Consider the following 24,135-nt stretch of genomic DNA (forward strand, 5'->3'; position numbering starts at 1 on the left):
GGCGCCAGAGGCGGGTCACTATGACGGGGAGCCATAAGAACCGGAGTGGGCGCAAAAATGGCAGAATAATGATCAGAATTTCGATCCATTGCGAGCGGGCATAGCGACCTCGTTCTGGCGCTAAATAGAGTTTGATGGTTAATTCAACGCCAAAGACTCCCTAAACTAACCAGAGGGGCCCATCGAGAATGGGGATGATTTCGCCATTGACGGCGTTACTCTCAATGGCGAAAAAGATGACGAGGAAATCCACTGATAACAAGAGCATTGGTATTTTAGTGGTATGCTCGAAACGGGCCAACAGAATGGCGCGTCACTCAGGTGGCATTGCTCTCTCCAATCGGTGTCGTGATAGCTCGATTGTAGCAATCTTTTAAGGCTGAGCGTTTGTACCGGTGTGATAGGTGGGTGTCTTTGCAGATAAACGGAGTATAATACCTCGCGAACCGCAATCGTACCGAAGGAGACCATTGCAATGAAGACAGTGCGGGAACGCAGCGAGACTCCGGATCAGTATAAGTGGGATCCGTACAGTATCTTTCCCTCTCAGGCAGCGTGGGAAGCGGCGATTGATGAGACGGATGCGCTGATCGCCACTGCTGTCCAGTTTCGGGGCCGGCTGGGTGAAGGCTCGCGCGTGATTGCCGATTTTCTCGGTCTGAGCGAGACGATTATGCGCAATGTCGGCCAGATCGCGGTCTTTGCCACGATGTTTTACACAGTTGATACCAACGACCGCGAGGCGAGTGCGATGCGCGATCGGGCAACCGGTTTGCAGGCGCGGGCGAGCGCGGCGCTAGCCTTTGGCGAACCGGAGTTGCTGGCGATCGGCGGCGATCAGTTGTTGGCTTGGGCCGAGCAAGATGAGCATCTGGCGACCTATCGTCATTACTTCGAGCGTCTGATCGCGCGTACGCCGCACGTTCGTTCTGCCGAGGTGGAAGAGTTACTTGGCCAAGTGCGCGATCCCTTTGCCGCGGCGAGCGCGGTGCATGGTGTGTTAGCCAATGCTGAGTTGCGTTTCCCGCCAGCGTACGATAGCAACGGCGAAGCGCACGAGATTACCCAAGGCACGATCAATGCCTTGATTACCCATCCCGACCGCACGCTGCGCAAGAACGCTTGGGAAGGCTATGCCGATGCCCATATCGCGGTCGAAAATACCATGGCGCAGTGTCTGGCCACCGGCGTCAAGCAGAATGTGTTTATTGCGCGCGCTCGCCGTTACGCTTCGGCGCTGGAAGGTGCGCTCAAGCCGAACTTTATTCCGCTGGAGGTCTTCCACAATCTGATTGCAACCTTCGAGCGTCATTTGTCAGTGTGGCATCGCTATTGGCGAGTGCGCCGCGCTGCTTTAGCGGTTGATGAGCTGCACGTTTACGATACCAAAGCGCCGCTCGCCACGCCGTTGGTGGTGCCGTATGAGCAAGCGATTGATTGGATTTGCGCAGGTATGGCGCCGTTGGGCAGCGAATACGTGCAGATTATGCGCCGGGGTTTGCGCGAACAGCGCTGGGTTGATGTCTACCCCAATCGTGGCAAGCGGGCCGGTGCGTTTTCGACCGGCGCCCCCGGCACCCATCCGTTCATTATGATGTCGTATAACGACGACATCTTCGGTCTTAGCACGCTGGCCCACGAATTGGGCCACTCGATGCACTCGTACTATACGCGCCGCACCCAGCCGGTGATTTACGCGAACTACGGCCTATTCTTGGCTGAAGTAGCTTCTAATTTCAATCAGGCGTTGGTGCGTGATTATCTGTTCAAGACCCTGACCGATCGCAATGCCCAGATCGCTCTGATTGAAGAGGCGATGGCGAATTTCCACCGCTACTTTTTCATTATGCCGACCCTAGCCCGCTTCGAGCTGGCCATCCATCAGCGCGCCGAGCGTGGTCAGCCGTTAACCGCTACCATCTTCAACGAACTGATGGCCGATCTCTTCGCTGAAGGGTATGGGGCTGAAGTGGTGGTTGATCGGGCGCGGGTCGGCAATACGTGGGCCCAGTTCTCGACTCATCTTTACGCTAATTTCTACGTCTATCAGTATGCGACCGGCATTGCCGGCGCGCATGCGCTCGCCGCTCCGATCATTGCCGGCGAAGCCGGCGCTGCCGAACGCTATATCAACGAGTTCCTCAAGGCCGGCGGTTCCCGCTTCCCGCTCGATACCCTGCGCCGGGCCGGGGTTGATCTCGCCTCGCCTGAACCGGTTGAGCGCACGCTTGCTGTGATGGCGTCGTATATTGACCGGTTGGAACAGTTGGTTAACGAGCGGTGAAGGTACCGACTACAAGCTCCCTATGCGAGGTCTAGCGATGCGCCGCTATCATCGGTGGATGCTGTTGGTTGCCCTGCTCTGGCTAGTGTTGTCACCGGCGATGGCCCAATCGCCGTATCACGTCTTTGTGCCGCTCATGATTCGCGCGGCCCAGAACCCGCTCTTTAGTGGCGAGGCGACCTATTACCTCGAAGCCGATGGGAGCGGCGCCTGCCTGTTTGATCCGATCCCCGGCGACCGGATGGTAGCGGCGATTAGCTATCTCAATTACGGCAATGCCGATTATTGTGGCGCGTATGTCGAGGTATTCGGCCCCCAAGGCAGCGTGGTGGTGCGGATCGTCGATATGTGCCCGGATAACCCCGGTTGCGGGTTGAACCATCTCGATCTGAGTCCCGAGGCGTTTGATCGCATTGCGCCACGGGCATGGGGCCGAGTGCCGATCACGTGGCGCGTGATCAGCCCACCGCTGAGCGGGCCAGTGCAGATTCACCTCAAAGCGGGCAGCAATCCGTGGTGGTTGGCGTTTCAGGTGCGCAATCATCGCAACCCGATCACCAAGCTTGAGTATCGCACTCCTCAAGGTCAGTGGGTGGAATTGGCCCGCACCACGTATAACTACTTCATCCGGCAGTGCAATTGCGCGAATGGCGAGCTTGGCCCCTTTACGTTGCGCATCACCGACATCTACGGCAATGCGTTGACCGAAACCCTGCAGTTTAGCACCCTCTCGCGCACGAGCAATTCGCCAGGTGAGTTGGTCAACGGGAGCGGCCAATTCCCCTACGGACCGTGAGAGGCATGTCCTGCTTAATCTGGAAACAGTTCATCAACCGCTTGTTGGGCTGTGACCATATCGCCGGCGCGGCGCGTGCGCTGTTCGATGAAGCGGTAGAACTGTTCGTCGTAGGGGCGGGTTTGCACCACCACCGGCATGGGCACCGCATGGCCCAACACCAGCGCCTGTTGGCGCGTGTCGAGATTGGCCAGCACGGCCCGCAAGCGTGTGCTGCCGCCAACACCGGTAAACACCGCGTCAATGTCCTGTTCATCGCTCAGCAGCGCGGTGATCCGCGTGCCGAGCTGGCTGAGCACTTCGCTGTCGATCGATGAGGGGCGTTGGTCAACGACCAGCAATGTCACGCTGTACTTGCGCATCTCGCGGGCGATCGTGCCAAAGATCGTTTGGCGGGCAAGGCGCGGGTTGAGAAATTTGTGCGCCTCTTCGATCGTGATCATCAGCGGGCGAGGCCGGTCAGCCTCGCTTTTGGTGTGTAGATACCGCTCGGTCTGTTCGCGCCAGCGTTGGTGAATCCGGCGGGTAAGCACGTTGGCGACCAGCATATACGCCAACGGATCATCGTAGCGGCCAAAACTGAGCACTACGTGCCTCTTGACCATCAGCGCGTTGATCAGGTGATCGACCGCTGAGAGATCGGCTTGCGCGCGCACAAATCCCAGCCGCTTGAGCTGCATGGTCTTGCGTTTGAGCGCATTAAGCGAGGCGAGGCTGGCGCTCTTTTCGTCGGCAAAGTTCTTCAGCTCTTCTTGATCCATCTCCCAAAGCTCAGCCAACCATCTTGCGCCGTACTTATCCACCAACAGCTCCGCCGTTTCGGCAGCGGTTGGATTAAGGTTCAGCTCTTCGCTGAGCAAGAGCACATCTTCCGGCTCGATCTGGTCATAGCCGATCACAATCTCGCCGTCGATGCGCGAGCGGTCAAACGCGCCGCCGGCCAGCGCATAGACCAGCACCTTGCTGCCAAAGAGCTGGCGCAACCCTTTCACGAAATTAGTCCCTTCCGAGCGCGCCGACCAGCCGTATTCGTCGTGCATGTCAAAAATGAGGTTTGACGCGACATCACCCAGAATGACGCCGCAAACTAGCAGCCGGGTCAGAAAGCTCTTGCCAGTGCCGCTCTTGCCAAACACCCCGTTCGAGCGTTCGACCAGTCGGTTCAGGTCAATACAGACCGGCGCTGACATATCAAGCGGCGTTCCGATCATAAACCGGCTGCCCTCTTCGTGGCCGAACACTTGGGTGAAATCGGCGTCGCTCGCTTCAAATAACGGGGCAAAATGGTGCGGTACCGTCTTGACCGGCAACAGCTCGGCGCTGCCGTCGAGCGGCAACATCAGGCGCAAATCAAGCCGGAGTTCGCCGTAGGTGGTCGTGCCGGCCAGTACATTGCTGAAGAAATCGTCATCCGGCGGCGGATCGGCCATCACCTTGGACGTGGTTGCGCCAAGGCGCACATCCGTCACCATCGAAAAGAAGGTGAACCGTTGCCCCTGCACCACCACAAACTTGCCGACCCGCACATCCTCGACTGATGTGCCGGCATCGAGCCGGACGGTCAACCCCTCTAGCAGCGATCCCCCGGTGACGACACCGAGGCGCTGTCGTTGTAGCATAGCAACCTCCTCAACAAGCCTGCTCTGGTTGATCCTAGCACATCTTGCCGAGTCTTGGCGCCCAAAATGACGTGAGTGTTAGATGAGAGATGTGGAAATTGGACCGCCGCGCTCGTTTCATGAAGTGATATTTGCTGAACGGATTGAGTGAGACAACTATGCGCATTCTCATCGTAGAAGACGACTCAAATGTGCGCTCGTTCTTGCAAAACGCTATGAAGGCGTTGCGACGCGGCGTAACAATTGAAACGGCAACAAATGGCGCCGATGGCCTGAAGATGGCGCTCCGGCAAGAGTACGATCTGATTATTACCGATTTTCATATGCCAAAACTGAACGGTCTCGATCTGACCTTCACCTTGCGGCAGAAGGGATACATAATGCCGATCGTGGTCGTTTCAGCCGATCCTGATGCCGAAACCGATGCGATGGCGGCTGGTTCCTCACTGTTTCTACACAAGCCGGTTTCGCTCGAAAATCTCCGCTATATGCTCGATATGTTTGGATTGTGAGGCTGCGTTCATTGCGTGCTGCCTATGCGCCATCCTATCATAAAGAGCGCTATCGCTCGTATCAGCGTGGGGCAACCTACCGGTTGCCCCAGGTATTGCCTTGATCGACCGGAGCTGCCAGATATGGTACCATCTCAAACGATATTGGCGATGTGTGATAAGGTTGGAGACACCATGCAATCGATCCCCCGCTACGATGGCTACATCTTTGATCTTGACGGCACCATCTATCTTGGCGACACCCTCTTGCCCGGCGCTGCCGAGCTCTTAGCAACCTTGCGCCGTGAAGGGCGCCGGATCACCTTTCTCTCGAATAATCCGACCAAAACCCGTCGGCAATACGCCGAACGTTTGCAACGCCTCGGCATTGCCGCCGATGAAAGCGAGATTGTGAATAGTTCGGCGGTGATGGTGGAGTGGCTGTTGGCGAACGCGCCGGGTGCGCCATTGTTTGTGGTGGGGGAAGCACCCTTAATCAGTGAGCTGGAAGCGGCTGGCTTCCCGCTCAGCGAACGTCCGGGTGAAATCAAGTTTGTCGTGGCCTCGTTTGATCGCACCTTTACCTACCGCAAGCTCCAGATTGCCTTTGATGCTATTCGGGTCGGCGCGCGCTTGGTCGCCACCAATCCCGACCGGTTTTGCCCCGTGCCCGGCGGCGGCGAGCCAGATGCAGCCGCGATCATTGCTGCCATCGAAGCATGCACCGAAGCGCGTTGTGAAGTGATCGTTGGCAAGCCATCGTCGATCATGGCCCGCACGGTGAGCAACCTGATTGGGTTGCCGCCGGAACGCTGCTTGATTGTTGGTGATCGCTTGATGACCGATATTGCCATGGGGGTGACGGCCGGTATGGATACGGCGTTGGTCTTGACCGGCGATAGCCAACGCGCCGATCTGGAACGCTCGCCCTACCAGCCGACCTATGTGCTTGAGCAGATCGATGAATTGATTGGCGAATTGGCTTGACGATCGGGCAGCTTCCGGCTACACTATCAGTATGATTGATAGAGAGGAGAACCCATGACTGCCGCTCGTCGCACCCCCCCTGCTTTGCCCCAACCTCCATTTACTGGCGATCAGCCGTCATCGCCGTCTGCCGAAGTAGGTGATGCCTCGTGGCCGCTGGCGATGCGGGCGTTGTTGCTGCTGCATGGTACGGCTTTGCCGCCCGATCCGCTGATCGCGGCTTTGTCTGACGCTGACTTGATCGCATTGCGCGGCAGTCTGACGTTGCTTCATCATGATGAGCCGGCCAATATTGCCTGATCGGCGCACATGCGGATGGTGCATAGGCTCTCAGCCGTAGCTTAGCTGGTCATATGTGTCGAATAAGCGATAGCAGGGCAAGGGCGGGTTGCAAACCCGCCCTTTTGACTCTCCAAACGTCGGGTTCCTCTATCTGCATCTTTAGCTGACAACCGCCCCCATACATCCTTTCGTCTGCGCTGTGCGTAGCATATGATGCGGCGCAATCCGCTCCGGCGGGTTGCGTGGTATACTGAAGATAGCGAACAGCGATGAGGACAGTTGGCAATACTCCACCGTTTTCCTATGCTCGGTGAACGAATTTGGCATATAATCGCGGGCCGGCGCGTCGCGCCGGTGCGGCGCGGGCCGTGGCTGTTTGGTACGGCACTGATGGTGCTTGGCGCCGGCTTGTTGATCTATGTCTTGGTGACGACCTTGCAGATCGAATATTACCGCTGGGCTGCGCGCGGTGATTCGCCCCTTCCTGCACCGCAGATCACCACCAGCAGCTTCCGCCCGGCTGATGCACGTCCGTTGCCGTTGCTGCCAGATCTGGCGTCGTCTGCTCCATCTCCTGCGGTTGTGCCGTCAGCGCCGACTGGTGATCTTCCCTCGCCTGCGGTGGCGCCGTCAGCGCCGGCTGGCGCGGTTTCTTCGCCTGCCGCCCCCGCGACGAGTACGTTATCGGCGGTAAACAGCGGTTTGTTGATTTCCGAACCGCCTGAGCCGGTGCGCGCCGAGTGGGTGGCTACAGTCGATCGACTGGTCATTCCGGCGATCCGGGTCGATTTTAAGGTGATCGAAGTCGGCTGGGATACGATCGAAGAGAATGGCCAATTGATCTCAGTCTGGCAAGTGGCCGAGTATGCGGTCGGCCAGCACCGCGGTTCGGCCAATCCCGGCGAAGGCGACAATATCGTGTTGGCCGGCCATGTGGGCGGTTATGGCCGTGTCTTCAAGGATCTGTTCTACCTCAAGCCCGGCGATGAAGTGATTGTGTATAGTCGCGGCCAGCCGTACCGCTACATCGTCAGCGAGCGGATTGTCGTTGATGAAGAGGGTGTGCCGCCTGAGCAGCGCCTTGCCAATGCCCGCTACATCGCGCCTACCGGCTATGAAGTCGTGACCATGGTGACATGCTGGCCGCCGAGTGGCCCTGATAAGTTTAAGCAGCGGGTGATTGTGCGGGCATTGCCGGTGCAGACGACCAATAACGACGCGGCGCTGCCGGACAACACGCGCTAGAATAGCCTACCGCTGATATACGACCGCAGCATTCCGCGCGCTCGCTGCGGTCGCATTACTCATCATCACGCTCGCTATTGATGCGGGTTGTTTCCAACATCTCTAACACGCTGGATCCGCGAATAAAGACCCGGCGCAACCCGGCGGGTCGACTGGCCGCTAGTTGCCCGCTGCTAATCAGGCGTTTTACGGTGCTCAAGCTAACGCCGAGCAAGCGAGCCACCTCTTCGCGTGAATAGACGGCATCAGGATTGATCCCCTCACGGCGCGCCATATTTCGTTTCCTCACACCAGCCCAAACAGCCGGAACACGCCAAGGACGCAGACTACCGCCAGACTCATCCCGGCGATCACTTGCATCAAGGTGTGATTGCGGGTGCGCAACCGTGCCCATCCTAACACAATGGCTGCCGCCCAACACAACCCTCCCAGCGCCGGCAAGTAGATGCTGGCCAGTGTGGCGCACGAGCCAATGCTGGCCGAGTGAATGCTAATCTTCCAAAACAGATTAATAACGAACGAGATCGCGTTCATCACCGCGACCGATACCAGCATCGCCAACAACGGCAGCGGCGCGTTCATTGCCCACAAGATGGCCGTGCCGGCCAACACATTCGCCATGCCAAACAAGTAGAGTTCGTTGCGTTGGGTGCGCACCGAAATATCGTCATCGCTATACGCGCCTTGGCGCAGGCGAATATTGAAAAAGATGGTCGGCGGCACCACGTGCAATAACGCGCACACGATCGACCACCACAACCCGCCCACCCGGTTGTCGCTGCCAAGCACGCCAACGATAAAAATACTGACAATACCCAGCGGCACGGGGTGCAGAATCTGCGAGATGCGCCGGGCTATCGCGTAGCCGCGTCCCGGTAATGCGCCGCGGCTAAGCGCTTCTGCGGTCAGATCGTTTGGTTGCATCATGCTCATTATCCTCAAGTGGCAGCGGCTTTTGCCGCGAGTTCACGGTAGATTGCCACCAGCGCCTGTCCGGTCTGTTCCCAGCGAAAGGTCGTGGCCTGCGGCGGCCCGGCGGTGCGGAGCGGCACCGGATCAGCGAGCGCAGCGCGGATACCGGCAGCAATATCTTCGACCTCTAGCGGATCGACCATGATCGCGGCTGATCCGGCCACCTCAGGCAAACTTGCCACCTTGGCAGTAACAACCGGGGTGCCGCAGGCCAACGCTTCGAGGACCGGAAAACCAAACCCTTCGTACAATGACGGATACACGAAGGCTTCAGCTAGATTATACAATGCCGGCAGATCGTCGTCGGCAACAAAATCGAGGAAGTGAACGCGCTCACGCGCGCTCGATCGATCAACTGCGGTAAAGATCTCGTCGTATAACCAACCGCGCCGTCCGGCAATCACAAGGTGCAGATCGGGGTGGTCAGCGCCGACGAGCGCGAATGCCTGCAACAAACGCACCAGATTCTTACGCGGTTCGAGCGTGCCGACAAAGAGCAAGAAGCGATCGGGCAAGCGCAGCCGCTTGCGCACCGGCGCCGTCTCAGCCGCTGGCATTGGTCGGAACCGTCCATCCACTGCCGGATAAAGCAGGCGGACGCGCCGGCTGGGAATGCCGTACAGTCGGCCTAAATCGTTCGCCGTCGCTTTCGAGTCGACTACGATCAAATCGGCGCGTTGCAACGAACGCGGCACGGCTGCACTTAAATAGCGGTGCAAATTCGGCTCGGCGCAAGCCGGTTCTACCAGAAAGGTCAAATCGTGGATCGTGAGCAGCGTGCGGGCTTTGGTTGGCGGCAAGACAAAATCGGGCGCATGCACGACGTCGATCGGCCCGATCAACCACTCGACCCGGATCGGCAAGCGCAGCCGTTGCCAGAGGATCGTCAATAGGCGCGGACTGATCGGGATGGGTCGTAAGGTGATGTTGGGGTAAGCAGCCGCTAATTCGTGCGCATAGCGAGCAAAGGGACTCTGCGGATCAAGCCCGCCGGACGCATAAAAGAAGTGGAAGGCGAGGTCAGGCCCCGCCTGCACTGCCGCGCGCACTAGTTCGCGCGTATACCGGCCAATCCCGGCTCCCTGCCACATCCCCGCTGTCACATCAATCCCAATCCGCATTACTACTTCCGCCGGCTGAACAAATAGAGGATGAAGCCAAAGACGACAATGCTCCAGAAATTAATCAGCCGGTCGAGCAAGGTCACTGCGCCACCCAGACTAGCAGCGATGCCGAAGAGAGTTAGCACAGCGGTAATGGTGCCTTCCACCACCCCCAAGCCGGCTGGGGTAATTGGCAATGCCGTTAGGAGCGATGAAGCGAGAGCGACGAAGATAATCGCCGATAGTGTCAGGTTGAGACCGGTGTGATTCAGCGACTGGATCACAAACCAGAGCCGGAATCCTTCCAACAGCCAGATCGCGCCGGTAAAGGCGAAGAGGCGCGGCAGGATAGCCGGTATAAACGACTTCAGCGCCGATTGCTCGAAATTGCCATAGACTTGGTGGAGCCGGCGCGGAATCACCCAGCGGATCTGCGGCCCCAGCCAGCGCATACCGGCCAATCCGCTAATAATGACGACCACGAGCAAGCCGCCGAAGAAAAAGACGATTTGCGTGCCTTCGGGCATCTGTGCGCCAAAGGTGAGGTAGCCGGAAAGCACCAGCAAACCGAATAAGCCAATCATATCAAGCAGCCGCTCGGCGAAGATCGTGCCAAATGTGGCTGCAAACGAGACATTGCCGTTATGCTTGAGCAAGTAGCCGCGGTACGCATCACCGAGCTTGGCCGGTACAATACAATTGGCAAACCACGACAAATAGATATACTCAATCAACGCCGGCAACGAAGCCCAACTGCGCCGGCCCGTTTGGATCGGTACCCCGGCGTTGGCTAGCAGCATCCGCCACCGCAACGCGCGCAGCGGGAATGTCATGTAAAACACCACCAATCCCAATCCGAGCAAGACCGGATCGGCTGAGCGCATATATTGCCACGTCGTCGAGAGATCAATGTCAAGACTACGCACCGCAAACGCAACGATGGCAATCGCAATCCCAAACGAGATCAGCGTGCGTGGTTGGCGCAGCCGCTGGCCAAGCGAAAAGCTGCTGCGCTCTTCACCGTTTGCTCCGCGATCGGGGGCCGGTATCTCAACCGATGATGGTTGATCGGTCATAGGTATGTGTGCCTTCCCGTGATTCGTTACGGTTGCTGGTTCGTTATCTGGCATAATCCTACTCGATCCTACGACGTAGATGCAAATATCAATCCGTTAACCTGAGATCTCTGCACAATACCACGCCCAGAAGCGTTTCACGCCTTCTTCAATCCCCACCGTTGGCGCAAAATCGAGGAGCTGCCCGGCTTTCGTCGTATCAGCGTAGGTGATCGGCGGTTCAGTCGCCGGCAACGGTTTGACCTCGATCTGGGCCGGATAGCCGGTAACGTGCTCGAGCAAGCTGACAAAGCGCCGCAGTTCCACCGGCTGCGAATGGCCGAGATTGAAAATTTCGTAAGCTTGCGGGCGGTCGAGGGCGTTGATGACACCGGCAATGATGTCGTCAATGTAGGTGTAATCGCGAAACAGGTTTTCACCGCCATTAAAGAGGGTGATGGGCTGTCCGCGCACCATGCGTTCGACAAACAAGTACGGCGTCATATCGGGTCGGCCCCGTGGGCCATAGACGGTAAAAAAGCGAACCACGCTGATCGGCAGGCCGTACAGGCTGTGGAAGGTGTACGCCAGCACTTCAGCCGCCTTCTTGGTGGCCGCGTATGGCGACAGTGGCCGGTCGGTGGGATCGTCTTCGCGGAAGGGTATGCGATCGGTTTTGCCGTAGACCGATGAGGTCGAAGCAATCACCATATTCTCAACCCCGGCGCGGCGCGCTTGTTCCAATATTACCAGTGTGCCGCCTACATTCACCGCTTCGTATAACAACGGATTGGCAATCGATGGCCGGGGGCCGGGCATTGCGGCAAGATGGGCGACATAGCGCGGCTGGTAGCGGGCAAAGATCGTGGCTACCGTCTCACTGTCCCGAATATCGCCCTCGATGAAGGTGAACCCCGGGTGTTGCAATGCCTGCGCCAGATTGCGGCGCTTGCGGGCCGGACTATAGTAATCAACCAGATTGTCAAGACCGATCACCTGTTCGCCGCGCGCCAGCAGGTGGTCGATCAGATGGCTGCCAATAAATCCGGCTGCGCCGGTGACAAGATACGTCATACGTCCTCTTTATCAATCGGCTGAGAAGCAGGCTCAGCGGCGATGGTTGCCAGCAGCGCAATCACAGCGCCAAGCTGTACTCCCGTATTCAAGACGTGCAGATTTTCAAAGAGATTGTGACCGCTTAGCGCCCCAATGACCCCTATCCCGCCGAGCGCGATCCCGCGCGTTAGCCAATCACGCGCCCGCCGGATAGCGCCGATAGCACTATACCAGACACTGCCGAGCCAAACGAGATAGGCGAGCGCGCCAATCAGTCCGCTTTCCGCCGCAATGTGGAGGTAGTAGTTGTGGGCATGGCCACGCGAATCATACCACGGTTTGATCCACGTTGGGGTTTGCCCGCTGTAGACCAGCCGTTCGTAGGCGATGCTGAAATTGCCCGGCCCCACCCCGAACAACGGGTGCTCTTGCATCATGTGCCACGCCGCTTGCAGGTGGGCCATGCGCTCGACCACGGCGAAATTGGCTGGCGTGATTTCGACGCCGCGGGCGTCGAAGGGGCGCAGGTTTTCGAGGATGGAGCTGACACGATTGCTGAATGACGCCGGCGCCAAGCCGCTATTGAGCAGCAAGAGACCCCCAATGCCGCCGATCAGCGCCACCGCGACGAGGCGTCCTGCTGTCCGGCGTCCGTACTGTCCGGCAAACGCGATGCCTAACGCCAATACCCCGGCCAACGCCCCGATCCAGCCGCCGCGCGAGAAACTGGCCAGCAACCCGCCGAGCAAACTTGCCTCAGCAAGCGCAATCGCGCCGAGGATCAGCCACCAGTGGTACGTGCGCCAGCGCCGCGTTTCGATCAGGGCCAAACCCATCCCGGTAGCCAACGGCCATGCTTGATTCAGGTAGCCGGCAAACGAATTGGGCTGGCCGATGCTGCCATACGCGCGCACTCGCCCGCCACCAATCGCAAAGCTTTCCGGGCCGATGCCGGTCAGATATTGACCAATACCGATCAGGCCGGTGATCGCCGGCGCGGCCAGCAAACAGGCCACGAGCACGGCCCGCCGCCATTGTGCGCGGGCGGGGTCTTGCAAGGCCCATACTGCGGCAAGGTAGATGAGCAGTACCGTCCCCCAACGTAACGTCTCTTTCAAGCCCTCGCTGCGGCTCAATGGGGTGAGGGCAGCGGCGAGCGCCAGCGTCCAAATGAAGATCGCTAAGGTTATGCCGGTGATCCTTAGCGTTGGCCAACGCTGGCGCGCGCGCCACAACAGGCTCAATGCCACCAACCCAAAGCAGAACTGGGTGACGCTCATACCGCCGGGTAGCAGCACTAATTGTTGAAAGGGCACCGAGAGGACGGCCAGCGCCACTGGCCAGACCGGATCGCTAGCTGCAAGCCCCAACGCAACCAGCCCTAGCAGCCAACTCACCGCCAGCAATGGCGGCATGACGGCTAAGCTGGCGCCGGTCGCGATCGCAACCGCGAGCCACAGCCAGTGTGACCAATCTCGTTGTGCCATCATCGGGAACTGCATCACCACGCGCCGCGACCAGACAAAATCGCCGGAATGACCATCATGAGGATGCGCAGATCAAGGCTCAATGACCAGTTCTCGGCGTAATAAATATCGAGCCGAACCTGCTCATCAAACGAGATTTCGCTCCGCCCCAGCGCCTGTGGCAAGCATGCCAACCCGGGTTGCACTTCCAGCCGGCGATGGTGCCATGGCTCGTAGCGGGCGACCTCTTCGGGCAATGCCGGACGCGGGCCGATCAAACTCATTTCGCCGCGCAACACATTCCACAATTGTGGCAACTCGTCGAGGCTGGTGCGCCGTAACCAACGCCCCACCCGCGTCACGCGCGGGTCGTCGCGAATCTTGAACAGCGGCCCGTCGGCTTCATTGTGCGCCAAGAGCTCTTGCCGGCGCTGTTCGGCGTCGGGTACCATCGTGCGGAATTTGTAGCAGGTGAATAGGCGGCCATGCTTGCCGACTCGTTGTTGGCGGAAGATGATCGGGCGGCCCGAATCGATCCAGATCAAGAAGGCCATAATTGCGGCCAGCGGCAGCGTGAGCGGTAGACTCAACAATACTGCTGCTAAATCAAAGGTGCGCTTGAGCGCCAGATTCAAGCCGTGCAACTGAATCTCTTTGGGTTGCAGCAGCGGCACGCCACTCAGATGCATAATATCAACCCGATCAAAGTTTAGTTGATAAATATCCGGCGCAATTTGATACTCAACCCCTAATTGTTGGCAACGCGCGGCGAGTTCGGGTAAGCGATCGTAGTTCCAAAACGGCAAAGCAATGATGACCTGCTGGATCTGTTGTTGTTCGATGACCTGCTCGAGATCGTCGAGATTGCCAAGATGTTGAAACACCCGCGCGCGATTGGCGGCGATGATCGGTTGCTCGCTCAGATAGCCGGCAAGAGTATAACCGACCCCCGGTGATGCGGTCAGCGCGTGCATCACCAATTGGCCCAACCCGGTGCCTCCTACTACCAACACTCGTTCGCGGCCTAAACCGCGTGACCAGAACCAATGCCGAATTCCGATCAGCAAGAGCCGCCAACTCAAGAGCAACCCAATAATGGTAATGACCGCAAACGCAAAGATGAGCCGTGAATAAAAGAATGGCCGGTAGAGAAAGACCACCACCATGACCAGCGCGATCATCGTGATCACGCTGCCAGCGATGGCCTCAGCTTCATCGAGCAACGTCATCCGCCGGCTTGAGCGGTAGAAGCCGTGTATGATGAAGCGCACCCCTAGCAGCAGTTGCAGCATGAAGACGATGGGTAAAAATGGGCTGAACGGCACTTGATTTTCAATCGCTACTTCAGCGATGATCCGGTCGAATGGTGGCGGCCAGCTCACTTGATAACGCAAGATGTAGGCCAGCGCAAAACCGGCGAAGATCAGCGCTTGATCCACCAACAACAAACCAACCATCGTCCAGCGGCGTTGGTAGTACAACCGCTGGCGTGTGATTGGAGGTTGCCTCTCTTGTACCGGTGGGTGTTCTATCATGTGCAAGCCTGTGTGCCTGCCCAGCCGTGCCGAACGTGGATGAGTTGTCGCTTGACGTGGCGTCTTAAGAAGCATCGTGCTGATACGAGGGTGTGTCTCCGGCTTGCTCAAACTGGCTGGCGCTGGCCTGCCGATGTTCAAAGTAGAGCATAATCCCCGGTGAAGCTGCAATCAGAACCATCAGTGCTATCAGGCTGACCCAGAGCATACTTGGCTCTTCTCCGTTGCTAATCACGAAACGATGATACGATTGCATCGGGCAAGGTGATAGTTACCCGATGCTGTTATGATGCAGCGCCTTATCTTACCACGACCCGGCTAGTCTGCAAGCTGATAGAAACCTGACAGACGGGACAGTAACTCTGTCCCGTCTGCCGGTGTTGTACGCCGGTTAGGCCGCGTGCGCTTTGGCCGGCTCTTCGGTGCCTTCGGCGGCGGCTTCGAGTTGGGCCACTGCATCGCGGGGCCGTACGGTGAGGAACAGATTGCGATAACGATCCCATCGGGCCAGAATCTCGCTGCCGTGCGGGCTCTTGGTCAGCTCGACGTGACGGCGAATGAGGTCGCGTAACCGCATCTCATCGCGATCACTGAGCGGGCGCAGTTCAACCAACTGCGGGTTGTAGCGTTGGGCAAACGTGCCGTGTTCGTCAAGCACATAGGCCACACCACCCGTCATACCGGCGCCGAAGTTGCGTCCGGTCGGGCCGAGCACCACCACCGTGCCGCCGGTCATATATTCGCATCCGTGATCGCCGATCCCTTCCACCACTGCCGTTGCGCCGGAATTGCGCACCGCAAAGCGTTCGCCGACCCGTCCCGCCGCGTACAGTTCGCCGCCGGTGGCGCCGTACAGCAATGTATTGCCGGCGATCACATTTTCGTGCCAGACATATTGCGCGTCTGGCAGCGGGGCGATGGTGATCAAGCCGCCGGCCATCCCCTTGCCGACATAATCGTTCGCGTCGCCAATCAGGCGCAGCGTTACCCCCGGCGCATTGAAGACGCCGAAGCTTTGGCCGGCGTGGCCATAGAACGTGATCGTAATCGTATTGGGCGGCAAGCCTTTGTCGCCGTACAGATGGCCGATCGCGCCGGCCAAGCGCGCGCCGACCGAACGGTCGCAGTTGTTGATCTGGTACTGCAAGCGTACCGGGCCGCTGCCTTCGAGCGCGCTGGCTGCATCGCGCATCATTCGGTCGTTAAGGCTCTCTTCCGGCGGCAGCGCATTGAGCTTGCCGCCGTGGCGGATCGGGCCGCGCCCGATCAAGCTGGCCGCACCCAACACCGGCGTCATATCGAGCAGGTCGGCGGTTTCAACCCCGGTGTGACGCTGACGCAGCAAATCGGTGCGCCCAACCGCTTCATCAATCGAGCGCAGGCCGAGGCTGGCGAGAATCTCGCGCACCTCTTGGGCCAAGTAGCGGAAGAAGGCCATCACCATCTCTGGCTTGCCGGGGAACTTGGCCCGCAGATCGCCGCGCTGGGTGGCAATCCCGACCGGACAGGTGTTGTTGTGGCAGGCGCGGGCCATAATACAACCCTCAGCTACCAGCGCGGCGGTGCCGAACGAGAACTCGTCTGCGCCGAGCAAGGCCGCCATCACCACATCACGCCCCGTCTTGAGACCGCCGTCGGCGCGCAGCCGCACCCGCTCGCGCAACCCGTTGAGGATCAGTGTCTGCTGCGTTTCCGCCAAGCCAAGCTCCCACGGTATACCGGCGTTCTTGATGCTACTCAGCGGTGAAGCGCCGGTGCCGCCGGAATGGCCGCTGAGCAAGATGGTATCGGCATAGCCTTTGGCCACCCCGGCGGCCACCGTACCGACGCCGGCAGTTGCCACCAACTTGACCGAAACGCGCGCATTCGGATTCACCTGCTTGAGGTCATAGATCAACTGGGCCAAATCCTCGATGCTGTAGATGTCGTGGTGCGGCGGCGGGCTGATCAGGGCGACGCCGGGCACGGTATGGCGGATGCGCGCGATCTCTTCGTTGACCTTATGGCCGGGCAACTGACCACCCTCGCCGGGCTTGGCCCCTTGCGCCATCTTGATCTGCAACTCGCTGGCGCTGGCGAGGTAGGCCGGCGTGACGCCAAACCGGCCCGATGCTACCTGCTTGATCCGCGAGTTGCGCTCGTCGTGGTAGCGCTCCGGCGCTTCACCACCTTCGCCGCTGTTGGCCATGCCACCTAGGCGGTTCATCGCGATCGACAGCGTCTCGTGTGCTTCCGAGCTGGTCGAGCCGTGGCTCATCGCTGCAGTCGAAAACCGCTTCACAATCGACTCGATCGGTTCTACCTCATCAAGCGGCACGGGCGGGCCAGCCGGCACAAACCCCAGCAGATCGCGCGGCTCGACTGGTGGCCGGTTATTGACCAGTTCGGCATAAGCGCGGTAGGTGGCATAACCCTCGCTGCTCAGCTCCGGCCCGGTGCTGTCGCCATTCAGGGCGTGCGGGTTGCGTACCGCTTTGTGGAGCGCATGCACGACCGCCGGACTGAAGGCGTGGTATTCGCCATCTTTCTTAAACTTGTAAAAGCCGGGGTGCGGCAACGTCACCCGTCCGGTTTGGAAGGCGCGGGCGTGGCGGGCGGCTAGATCGCGGGCAATGCGATTGAACGAAATGCCGCCGACCCGTGACGGTGTACCGGTAAAGCAGCGCTCGATCACCTCTTGGGCCAACCCGACCGCCTCGAAGATCTGCGCGCCGCAGTAGCTGTCGAGGGTCGAGATACCCATCTTTGACATAATTTTCAACAAACCCTTTTCGAGCGCGTGGATAAAGTGCTCTTCGGCTTCCAGCGCGAGCGAATGGGCGCGCGCATCACTCTGCTCGTGGTCGAGGCTATGCTCGGCCCGTTGGCGCACCGCCTCGCGCTCGACCGCAATCCGGCGCACGCTAGCCAGCGCCAGATAGGGGTTAATCGCCTCAGCGCCATAGCCGATCAAGGCGGCAATATGATGTACTTCCCGCGCTTCACCCGTCTCGACCAGCAAGCTCACCCGTGAGCGCAAACCGGTGCGGATCAGGTGATGGTGAACGGTGCCAGTGGCGAGCAAGATGGGCAATGCGGTGTGATCGGCATCAACCCCGCGATCGCTCAAGATCACGATAGCCGCTCCCTCGCGCACCGCTTGCGCCGCTTTGTCACCGATCCGGTCGAGCGCCTTGAGTAGATTCTCGCTCGTAATCTGGCGGGCTGGGAAGAGCAGGCTGATCGTCTCCGAACGCAGCAGCGGATCGGTTTGGGCCCGAATCGCTTGCAACTGGGCATCGGTCAGGATTGGCGACGTCAGTTGCAGCAGGTGGGCATGCTCTGGTGTCTCGAGCAAGATCGAGCGGCGGCGGCCAATGCCGACGCTGAGCGACATCACCAGCTCTTCGCGCAACGGGTCAATTGGCGGATTGGTCACTTCGGCGAAGCGCTGCTTGAAGAAGTGGAACAGTGGCCGGCCTAATTCCCACTGCGAGAGCGGCGGGATCGGCGTATCGTCGCCCATCGAGCCGACCGGTTCATGGCCGGTCATCCCCATGGGCTTGAGGATCACGTTCAGCTCTTCGGAGGTATAGCCAAACGCCATCTGCAACAGTTGCAGGTCTTCCGGCTCATCGGTGGCGACAGGGGGTAACTCAGCGGGGAGATAACACAAATGCTCGTTCAGCCATTCGGTGTAGGGTTGGCGCGTAGCCAGCAGCGACTTGACCTCGCTATCGGTGTAGATCTTCCCGGCAGCGGTATCAACGGCCAGCATCTGGCCGGGGCCGAGCTTGCCTTTACAGACAATCCGCGTTTCGGCAATCGGCACGGCGCCGACTTCCGAACCTGATACGACCAAGCCGTCATCGGTCACGATATAGCGTGCCGGGCGCAAGCCGTTGCGATCGAGCGACGTACCGACGATTACGCCATCTGAGAAGGCCAGCGCCGCTGGGCCATCCCACGGCTCGATCAGACACGAATGGTACTGGTAGAAGGCGCGCAGGGTGGGATCAATATCCTGCACCTTTTCCCACGCTTCCGGCACCAGCATCGCCGTCGCATGGCGAATATCGCGCCCGGCCATCACCAGCAGCTCCAGCGTATTGTCCAGCATGGCCGAGTCAGAACCGCTCTCGTCAATCACCGGGAGCAGTTCGCTCATCGGCGGCGCACCGCTGGGCAAGAAATCGTCGGGTAGCGTAATCGCCTGCTCGCGGGCGCGCATCCAGTTCACATTGCCTTGCAGGGTATTGATCTCGCCGTTATGCGAGAGCATGCGGAAGGGCTGGGCGCGATCCCACGTCGGGAAGGTGTTGGTGCTGTAGCGCTGGTGATAGACGGTCAGCGCGGTGGTGAAATCGGGATCGCGCAGGTCGAGGTAGAAATCGGCCAGATGGGAGCCGAGCAACAATCCTTTGTAGACGACCGTACGCGACGAGAAGGAGGGGATATAGGCCGGCAGACCGGCGCGGCGGAAATACTTCTCCATCGCCTTGCGGGCCAGAAAAATTGTGCGCTCGAAGGCGCGATCATTCAGCCCTTGCGGGCGGCCAACGATCACCTGCCGGATCGCCGGCATCGCCTTGCGCGCGCGCTCGCCGAGCACGTCGGGATCGACCGGCACCTCGCGCCAGCGCAGCAACGGCAACTGATGTTCGGCCAGCGCCTGCTCGATCAGCGCGCATGCAGCGTCGCACTGGGCGGGATCAGCGGGTAAGAAGAGCATGCCAAGCGCGAGATCGGTCTCAGCGACGGTGATGCCGGTGGCGGCTAGCTCACGGCGTAGGAGTCGGCGCGGCAATTGAGTCAGCACGCCAGCGCCATCACCGGTGCGTGCATCATCAGCCACTGCGCCGCGATGTTCAAGGCGGCTCAACGCAGTAAGGGCTAGCTCAAGAATATCGTGACTCTCCCGACCGTTAACGCGGGCCACAAAACCGATGCCGCAGGCATCGTGCTCAAAGCGCGGATCGTAAAGTCGGGCTGGGTCTCGCGCAGGAAGGTACATTGCTCGTTCCTTGCTCTTCACTAAGTAGACGGATGCCAAATACAGAAAAAGACAAAAGCGCACTCGCTGCTCCTCGGCGATGAGAGAGAAGGGCGAGCGCGCTCTCGCGTTTGCAATTTACGGTAGAGATAGTGATACCGCCGCACGGTTACGGCGATCATATCTTGGCAACAAAGCCAATCCGGTTTGATTTACAAATAATAAAGATGGAAGATACAGGAAAGAGCCACACTCGATCATTGAGTGTGACTGCTGTACCGCCCGGTACGGCTAAACAGCACTGTTATCGTGGATTATTACCAAGTACTATACCGCACTTTGGGCAAGCGTGTCAAGCGGTTTTGTGCGAAAGTACCAAATCTGCCGGCGAGCCGGGTCATTTCTGTTCCACCGGGTTTCCGGTGAGCCGCTGCAACTCTTCAAGCAACTGGCGGGCTTGGGGGGAAAGATGGGTCGGCAAAACGGCGCTTACAGTGACGTACAAGTCGCCGTACCGCGGGCTGCCCATCAGCGGCATACCCTGTTCGGCAATGCGAAACACCCTCCCATTCTGCGTTGGCGGGGGAATGGCCAGCTTCAGCGTTTTGCCTGAGAGCAACGGGATCTGGATTTGTCCGCCCAGTAGTAACGTGTACATACTCACCGGCGCGGTGGTGTACAGATCGTTGCCTTTGCGTTCAAAGCGGGGATGCGGCTTGACCGTGACCACGAGATACAGGTCGCCACGGCGACCGCCGTTCAGGCCGGGTGCGCCTTCGCCGGGAACGCGCACCCGCTTGCCGGTATCGATGCCGGGAGGGATTTTGACGGTAATGGTGCGTGGGGTGCCGTTAGGGTTGGAAAACTGCAACGAGCGTTGTGTACCATGGTAAGCCTCTTCGAGCGTCAGCTCGACGTTCTGCTCGACATCTTGGCCGTCAAGCCTGACGTTGAACCCGCCACCGGGAGGACGCCGGGATCCGAAGAGGGTTTCAAACAGATCGGCGACATCGGTAGCGTTGCCGTAATCAAACCCGCCGTAGCCGGCTTGTTCATAGCGGCGAAAATCGCTGCCGAACCGATCATACTTGGCGCGCTGCTCTTTATCGGATAGCACCTGATAGGCTTCGTTAATCTCTTTAAACCGGGCTTCGGCCTGCGGATCGCCCCGATTCACATCGGGATGGTACTGGCGCGCCAGCCGCCGGTAGGCTTGCTTAATCTCTTCGTCGCTGGCCGAACGACTTACGCCAAGCACCTGATAATAGTCCTTCATACACCTGCCTCGCGCCGCAGAATCTGCCGCCACATGGGTCTGTTTTTGATTGTAGAGAGCATTGTCGCCAGCGTCAAGACAGGCTGTGTTAGATCTGTGTTAGCATAGCAACGGCGCGGGATACACCCGCGCCGGAACGGCCTTGTCGCCGCACGGGAACGTCAGGCAAACTCAAACCGTTCCAATTCGCTGCGCCGGAACGAGGCGAACGCAGCGAGATCGCGAATGGTGCGCTGGATCAGGTCGCGTTCGAGCGGATCGTTATAGCTGCGCACCAAACGTCGGATCGCTTCGTGCCATTCGGGTGGCGGTGTGTAGCGGTAGATCGGCTGGCCGCCCATCGTGTTGGTTACGGATAAAAATCCAGATGCGGCCAGTTCATCAAGGGCCTGTTGCACGCTCCAGATATCGCGGAAGAGCCGTTCGGCGATGGCGGCTGCCGATAGCTCGCAGCGAGGGTTTTCATGAAACATGAGGAGCAAATGCAGCTTAGTTGGTGTATCGAGCACGTGCTCTAACAATCGTTGGACGTGCGGATCGATCATAGTGCTGCTCCTTCCTGTGTGATCAACAGTGATCACCGTTACTTAGGGAAGAAATAACGACTCCTGCGTCGTGGGAGGAGCGCAAATAGTGAGGTGGAGATGAATAATGTTTCAGATCTCACAGAGATTATACACCATCGTGGGTCGAAATGCTACTCTTTTACCGGCTTTTTTCACAACAAACGTGGTCGAATAATAACCATTAGTAGTTGTTTATGCAACCGTTCGTCTTTGAGTATAATGAAGGCGACTGAGTTCTAGTGACAGGAGGTTTCGGATGGCTACGATCCCGGTTGCAGTGCTGGGCGCCACCGGCGCGGTGGGCCAGCGCTTTCTTCAATTGCTCGAGGGGCATCCGCTCTTTGAGGTGGTGGCGTTGACCGGTAGCGAGCGCAGCGCCGGCAAGAAATATCGTGAGGTTTGCCGGTGGGTGCTCGATACGCCGATGCCGGCAGCGGTAGCCGATCTGACGGTGCTCGATGCCGATGCTGATCTGCCGGCGCAACTGGTCTTCTCGGCCTTGCCCAGCAATGTCGCCGGGCCGATTGAACAGCGGTTGGCCGCCGCCGGCCATATTGTCTGTTCCAACGCTTCCAACCACCGGATGGAACCCGATGTGCCGCTGGTGATCCCCGAAGTCAACCCCGACCATCTGCACCTCATCCCGGTGCAGCGGCGCCGGCGCGGCTGGTCAGGCGCGATTGTGACCAACCCCAACTGCACGTCAACCCCGGCGACGATGGTGTTGCGTCCGCTGCTCGATACCTTTGGCGTGCGCCGCATGCTGCTGGTCAGTATGCAGGCCCTCTCAGGCGCGGGCTATCCGGGGGTGCCGAGCTACGATATTGTCGATAATGTGATCCCGTTTATCGGTGGCGAGGAGCCAAAGCTCGAAATTGAACCGCAAAAGATGCTCGGCCAGTTGCGTGATGATGCGATTGTGCTGGCGAGTTTTGCTACTTCGGCGCATTGCAATCGGGTGCCGGTACTCGAAGGCCATCTGGTCTGCCTGTCGATCGAACTCGAACAAAAGGCGACCCCCGATGAAGTGGCAGCCGTCTTGCGCCAGTTCCGCGGCTTGCCGCAAGAGCTGCACTTGCCTACAGCGCCTGAACAGCCGATCATTGTGCGTGATGAACCCGATCGTCCGCAACCGCGCCGCGATCGCGACGCTGTCCGGGGCATGGCCACGGTCGTTGGCCGCATCCGCCCTTGTTCGCTGTTTGACATCAAGCTGATTGCCCTCAGCCACAATACGATCCGGGGTGCGGCGGGCGCGTCGATTCTGAATGCCGAACTGATGCATGCGCAGGGGTGGTTATGAATGTGCGGGCAACGATTGCCGACCTCACTGGCGATTATGTGATCTATCGCGATTTGCAGCCGTGCGATCCCGCTCTGCCCGGCTTGGCTACGTTGCGCACGGTGTTGGGCTTGCCGGCCAATGTGACGCCGCGTAAGCGTGATGTGGCATACGCGCGCGTGATTCTGGCGCTGGCCCGCGCGGCGCAAGCGTTGCGCAACGGCCCGCCGCTCACGACCGTGGCTGTGATTGGCGATACCGAGAATGATCGGCTTTTGACCGTCCATTTGCAAAGTTTGGGCGAGATCACCGCGTATGGCTTCATCGGCGTTGACCGTCCGGTAGCGCCGGCAACTCTTGAGTGGAACGATGCAATCGCGACGGCGACCCGCTGGGCCTTGGTGCAGCAATGGGCGGCGGAACTGGCGGCGCGTGGGGTGGATTGGGCCCAAACCGCCGTCTTGATCGATATTGATAAGACTCTCCTCGGCCCGCGCGGGCGGTCAGATGGCGCGATCGACGATGCGCGGGCCGAGGCGGCCTTGATGGTCGCCACCGAGTTGTTGGGTGACCAGTTTGATCGCAGCTTGTTTCGCCGGAATTATGCCGAATTGTGCCGGCGGGAATGGCACCGGCTGACCCTCGACAATCAAGACTACACGGTGGCGTTGGCCCTGTTTGCCACGGTCGAGGTGTTTGATTTGCCAGCGATTGAGGTGCAATTGGCCGCCGGCTTGTCGCCGACGCTGCTCGAATTGTTGATTGCAGCGCAACAGGTGCCGGTTGAGTTGCAGGCACTGCGCAAGCAATTGATCGAACGGATCGAGGCTGGCGATCCGACGCCGTTTACCCAATTCCGCCGCGCCGAATTGGTGACAACCGCAGCGCGGATGGCCGATGGCCGGCTGGCCCTCAGTAGCGAGATCTTCCGGCTCGGGCAAGACCTGCACGCACGGGGGGCGTTGCTGTTGGCCGCTTCCGATAAACCGGCTGAATCGGCGTTGCCGTCGCCGGAACAGGCCGCCGGTTTGCTGCCGTTGCATCGCACGCCGGCGGTGCTGGATTAGCTTGACCGGCTGAAATACAGCGTGCGGCAGGCGTCTGCCGCACGCTGGTCTAAAGCTGCTTGCGTGTTACCTGCGATAATT

At 59.3% G+C, this 24,135-nt stretch carries 20 protein-coding genes; 8 read left to right on the plus strand and 12 right to left on the minus strand.

All coding sequences use genetic code 11. From position 1 onward, the window contains the following. Positions 1-475 precede the first annotated feature (475 nt). Both pepF and U9R61_RS04715 read left to right on the plus strand, forming a co-directional pair. Positions 476-2,284, plus strand: a complete 1,809-nt coding sequence (pepF, locus tag U9R61_RS04710; protein ID WP_322487664.1) for an oligoendopeptidase F — start codon at positions 476-478, stop codon at positions 2,282-2,284. 37 nt (positions 2,285-2,321) lie between these two features. After that, complete coding sequence (locus tag U9R61_RS04715; protein WP_322487665.1) at positions 2,322-3,080, plus strand: expansin EXLX1 family cellulose-binding protein; 759 nt, start codon at positions 2,322-2,324, stop codon at positions 3,078-3,080. A 14-nt stretch (positions 3,081-3,094) separates the two neighbouring features. On the opposite strand, the gene U9R61_RS04720 is transcribed toward U9R61_RS04715, so the two are convergent. Then, positions 3,095-4,699, minus strand: coding sequence for a helicase HerA domain-containing protein (locus U9R61_RS04720; RefSeq protein WP_322487666.1), 1,605 nt, complete (start codon positions 4,697-4,699; stop codon positions 3,095-3,097). A gap of 158 nt (positions 4,700-4,857) precedes the next feature. Here U9R61_RS04720 and U9R61_RS04725 point away from each other — a divergent pair, with 158 nt between their 5' ends. The 4 genes from U9R61_RS04725 to U9R61_RS04740 all read left to right on the plus strand — a co-directional run bounded on the left by U9R61_RS04725 (position 4,858) and on the right by U9R61_RS04740 (position 7,704). Next, positions 4,858-5,211 (plus strand): response regulator, encoded by a 354-nt coding sequence (locus U9R61_RS04725; protein WP_322487667.1) that lies wholly within the window; start codon positions 4,858-4,860, stop codon positions 5,209-5,211. A 174-nt stretch (positions 5,212-5,385) separates the two neighbouring features. Further along, positions 5,386-6,177 carry an HAD-IIA family hydrolase gene (locus U9R61_RS04730; protein ID WP_322487668.1) on the plus strand — a complete coding sequence of 264 codons (792 nt, stop codon included), beginning with the start codon at positions 5,386-5,388 and terminating at the stop codon, positions 6,175-6,177. A 54-nt stretch (positions 6,178-6,231) separates the two neighbouring features. Next, positions 6,232-6,477: a hypothetical protein gene (locus tag U9R61_RS04735; protein WP_322487669.1), complete on the plus strand. Its 246-nt coding sequence runs from the start codon at positions 6,232-6,234 to the stop codon at positions 6,475-6,477. 261 nt (positions 6,478-6,738) lie between these two features. Next, on the plus strand, positions 6,739-7,704 hold the full coding sequence (locus U9R61_RS04740) for a sortase (protein WP_322487670.1): 966 nt from the start codon (positions 6,739-6,741) through the stop codon (positions 7,702-7,704). A 55-nt stretch (positions 7,705-7,759) separates the two neighbouring features. Here the strand turns inward: U9R61_RS04740 and U9R61_RS04745 are convergent, their stop codons facing one another. The 11 genes from U9R61_RS04745 to U9R61_RS04795 form a co-directional block, all read right to left on the minus strand. Further along, positions 7,760-7,978 (minus strand): helix-turn-helix domain-containing protein, encoded by a 219-nt coding sequence (locus tag U9R61_RS04745; RefSeq protein ID WP_322487671.1) that lies wholly within the window; start codon positions 7,976-7,978, stop codon positions 7,760-7,762. A gap of 11 nt (positions 7,979-7,989) precedes the next feature. Next, positions 7,990-8,631: a phosphatase PAP2 family protein gene (locus U9R61_RS04750; RefSeq protein ID WP_322487672.1), complete on the minus strand. Its 642-nt coding sequence runs from the start codon at positions 8,629-8,631 to the stop codon at positions 7,990-7,992. Between the two features lie 11 nt (positions 8,632-8,642). Next, complete coding sequence (locus U9R61_RS04755) at positions 8,643-9,797, minus strand: glycosyltransferase family 1 protein (RefSeq protein WP_322487673.1); 1,155 nt, start codon at positions 9,795-9,797, stop codon at positions 8,643-8,645. A gap of 2 nt (positions 9,798-9,799) precedes the next feature. Beyond that, positions 9,800-10,855 (minus strand): lysylphosphatidylglycerol synthase transmembrane domain-containing protein, encoded by a 1,056-nt coding sequence (locus U9R61_RS04760; RefSeq protein ID WP_322487674.1) that lies wholly within the window; start codon positions 10,853-10,855, stop codon positions 9,800-9,802. Between the two features lie 96 nt (positions 10,856-10,951). Beyond that, entirely contained in the window at positions 10,952-11,908 is a 957-nt protein-coding gene (locus U9R61_RS04765; protein ID WP_322487675.1) for a GDP-mannose 4,6-dehydratase, read from the minus strand. Beyond that, positions 11,905-13,380 (minus strand): O-antigen ligase family protein, encoded by a 1,476-nt coding sequence (locus tag U9R61_RS04770; protein WP_322487676.1) that lies wholly within the window; start codon positions 13,378-13,380, stop codon positions 11,905-11,907. Before U9R61_RS04770 ends, U9R61_RS04765 begins: the two co-directional genes overlap by 4 nt. 11 nt (positions 13,381-13,391) lie before the next feature. Then, positions 13,392-14,891 (minus strand): sugar transferase, encoded by a 1,500-nt coding sequence (locus U9R61_RS04775; protein ID WP_322487677.1) that lies wholly within the window; start codon positions 14,889-14,891, stop codon positions 13,392-13,394. A 64-nt stretch (positions 14,892-14,955) separates the two neighbouring features. Further along, positions 14,956-15,099 carry a hypothetical protein gene (locus U9R61_RS04780; RefSeq protein ID WP_322487678.1) on the minus strand — a complete coding sequence of 48 codons (144 nt, stop codon included), beginning with the start codon at positions 15,097-15,099 and terminating at the stop codon, positions 14,956-14,958. A gap of 183 nt (positions 15,100-15,282) precedes the next feature. Then, the gene (gltB, locus tag U9R61_RS04785) at positions 15,283-19,884 is read right to left on the minus strand and encodes a glutamate synthase large subunit (RefSeq protein ID WP_322487679.1); all 4,602 of its coding nucleotides are present in this window, start codon (positions 19,882-19,884) and stop codon (positions 15,283-15,285) included. Positions 19,885-20,260: 376 nt separating this feature from the next. Further along, a complete protein-coding gene (locus U9R61_RS04790; protein WP_322487680.1) occupies positions 20,261-21,139 on the minus strand; it encodes a J domain-containing protein in 879 nt (292 codons plus the stop codon). Between the two features lie 161 nt (positions 21,140-21,300). Beyond that, a complete protein-coding gene (locus U9R61_RS04795; protein WP_322487681.1) occupies positions 21,301-21,684 on the minus strand; it encodes a hypothetical protein in 384 nt (127 codons plus the stop codon). A gap of 277 nt (positions 21,685-21,961) precedes the next feature. Between U9R61_RS04795 and asd the strand changes: the two genes are divergently transcribed. Continuing rightward, complete coding sequence (gene asd / locus U9R61_RS04800; protein WP_322487682.1) at positions 21,962-23,008, plus strand: aspartate-semialdehyde dehydrogenase; 1,047 nt, start codon at positions 21,962-21,964, stop codon at positions 23,006-23,008. Next, positions 23,005-24,054 (plus strand): hypothetical protein, encoded by a 1,050-nt coding sequence (locus U9R61_RS04805; RefSeq protein WP_322487683.1) that lies wholly within the window; start codon positions 23,005-23,007, stop codon positions 24,052-24,054. Before asd ends, U9R61_RS04805 begins: the two co-directional genes overlap by 4 nt. Positions 24,055-24,135: the final 81 nt, after the last annotated feature.

Origin of the sequence: Chloroflexus sp., assembly GCF_034431535.1 — a bacterium.
Lineage (GTDB): Bacteria > Chloroflexota > Chloroflexia > Chloroflexales > Chloroflexaceae > Chloroflexus.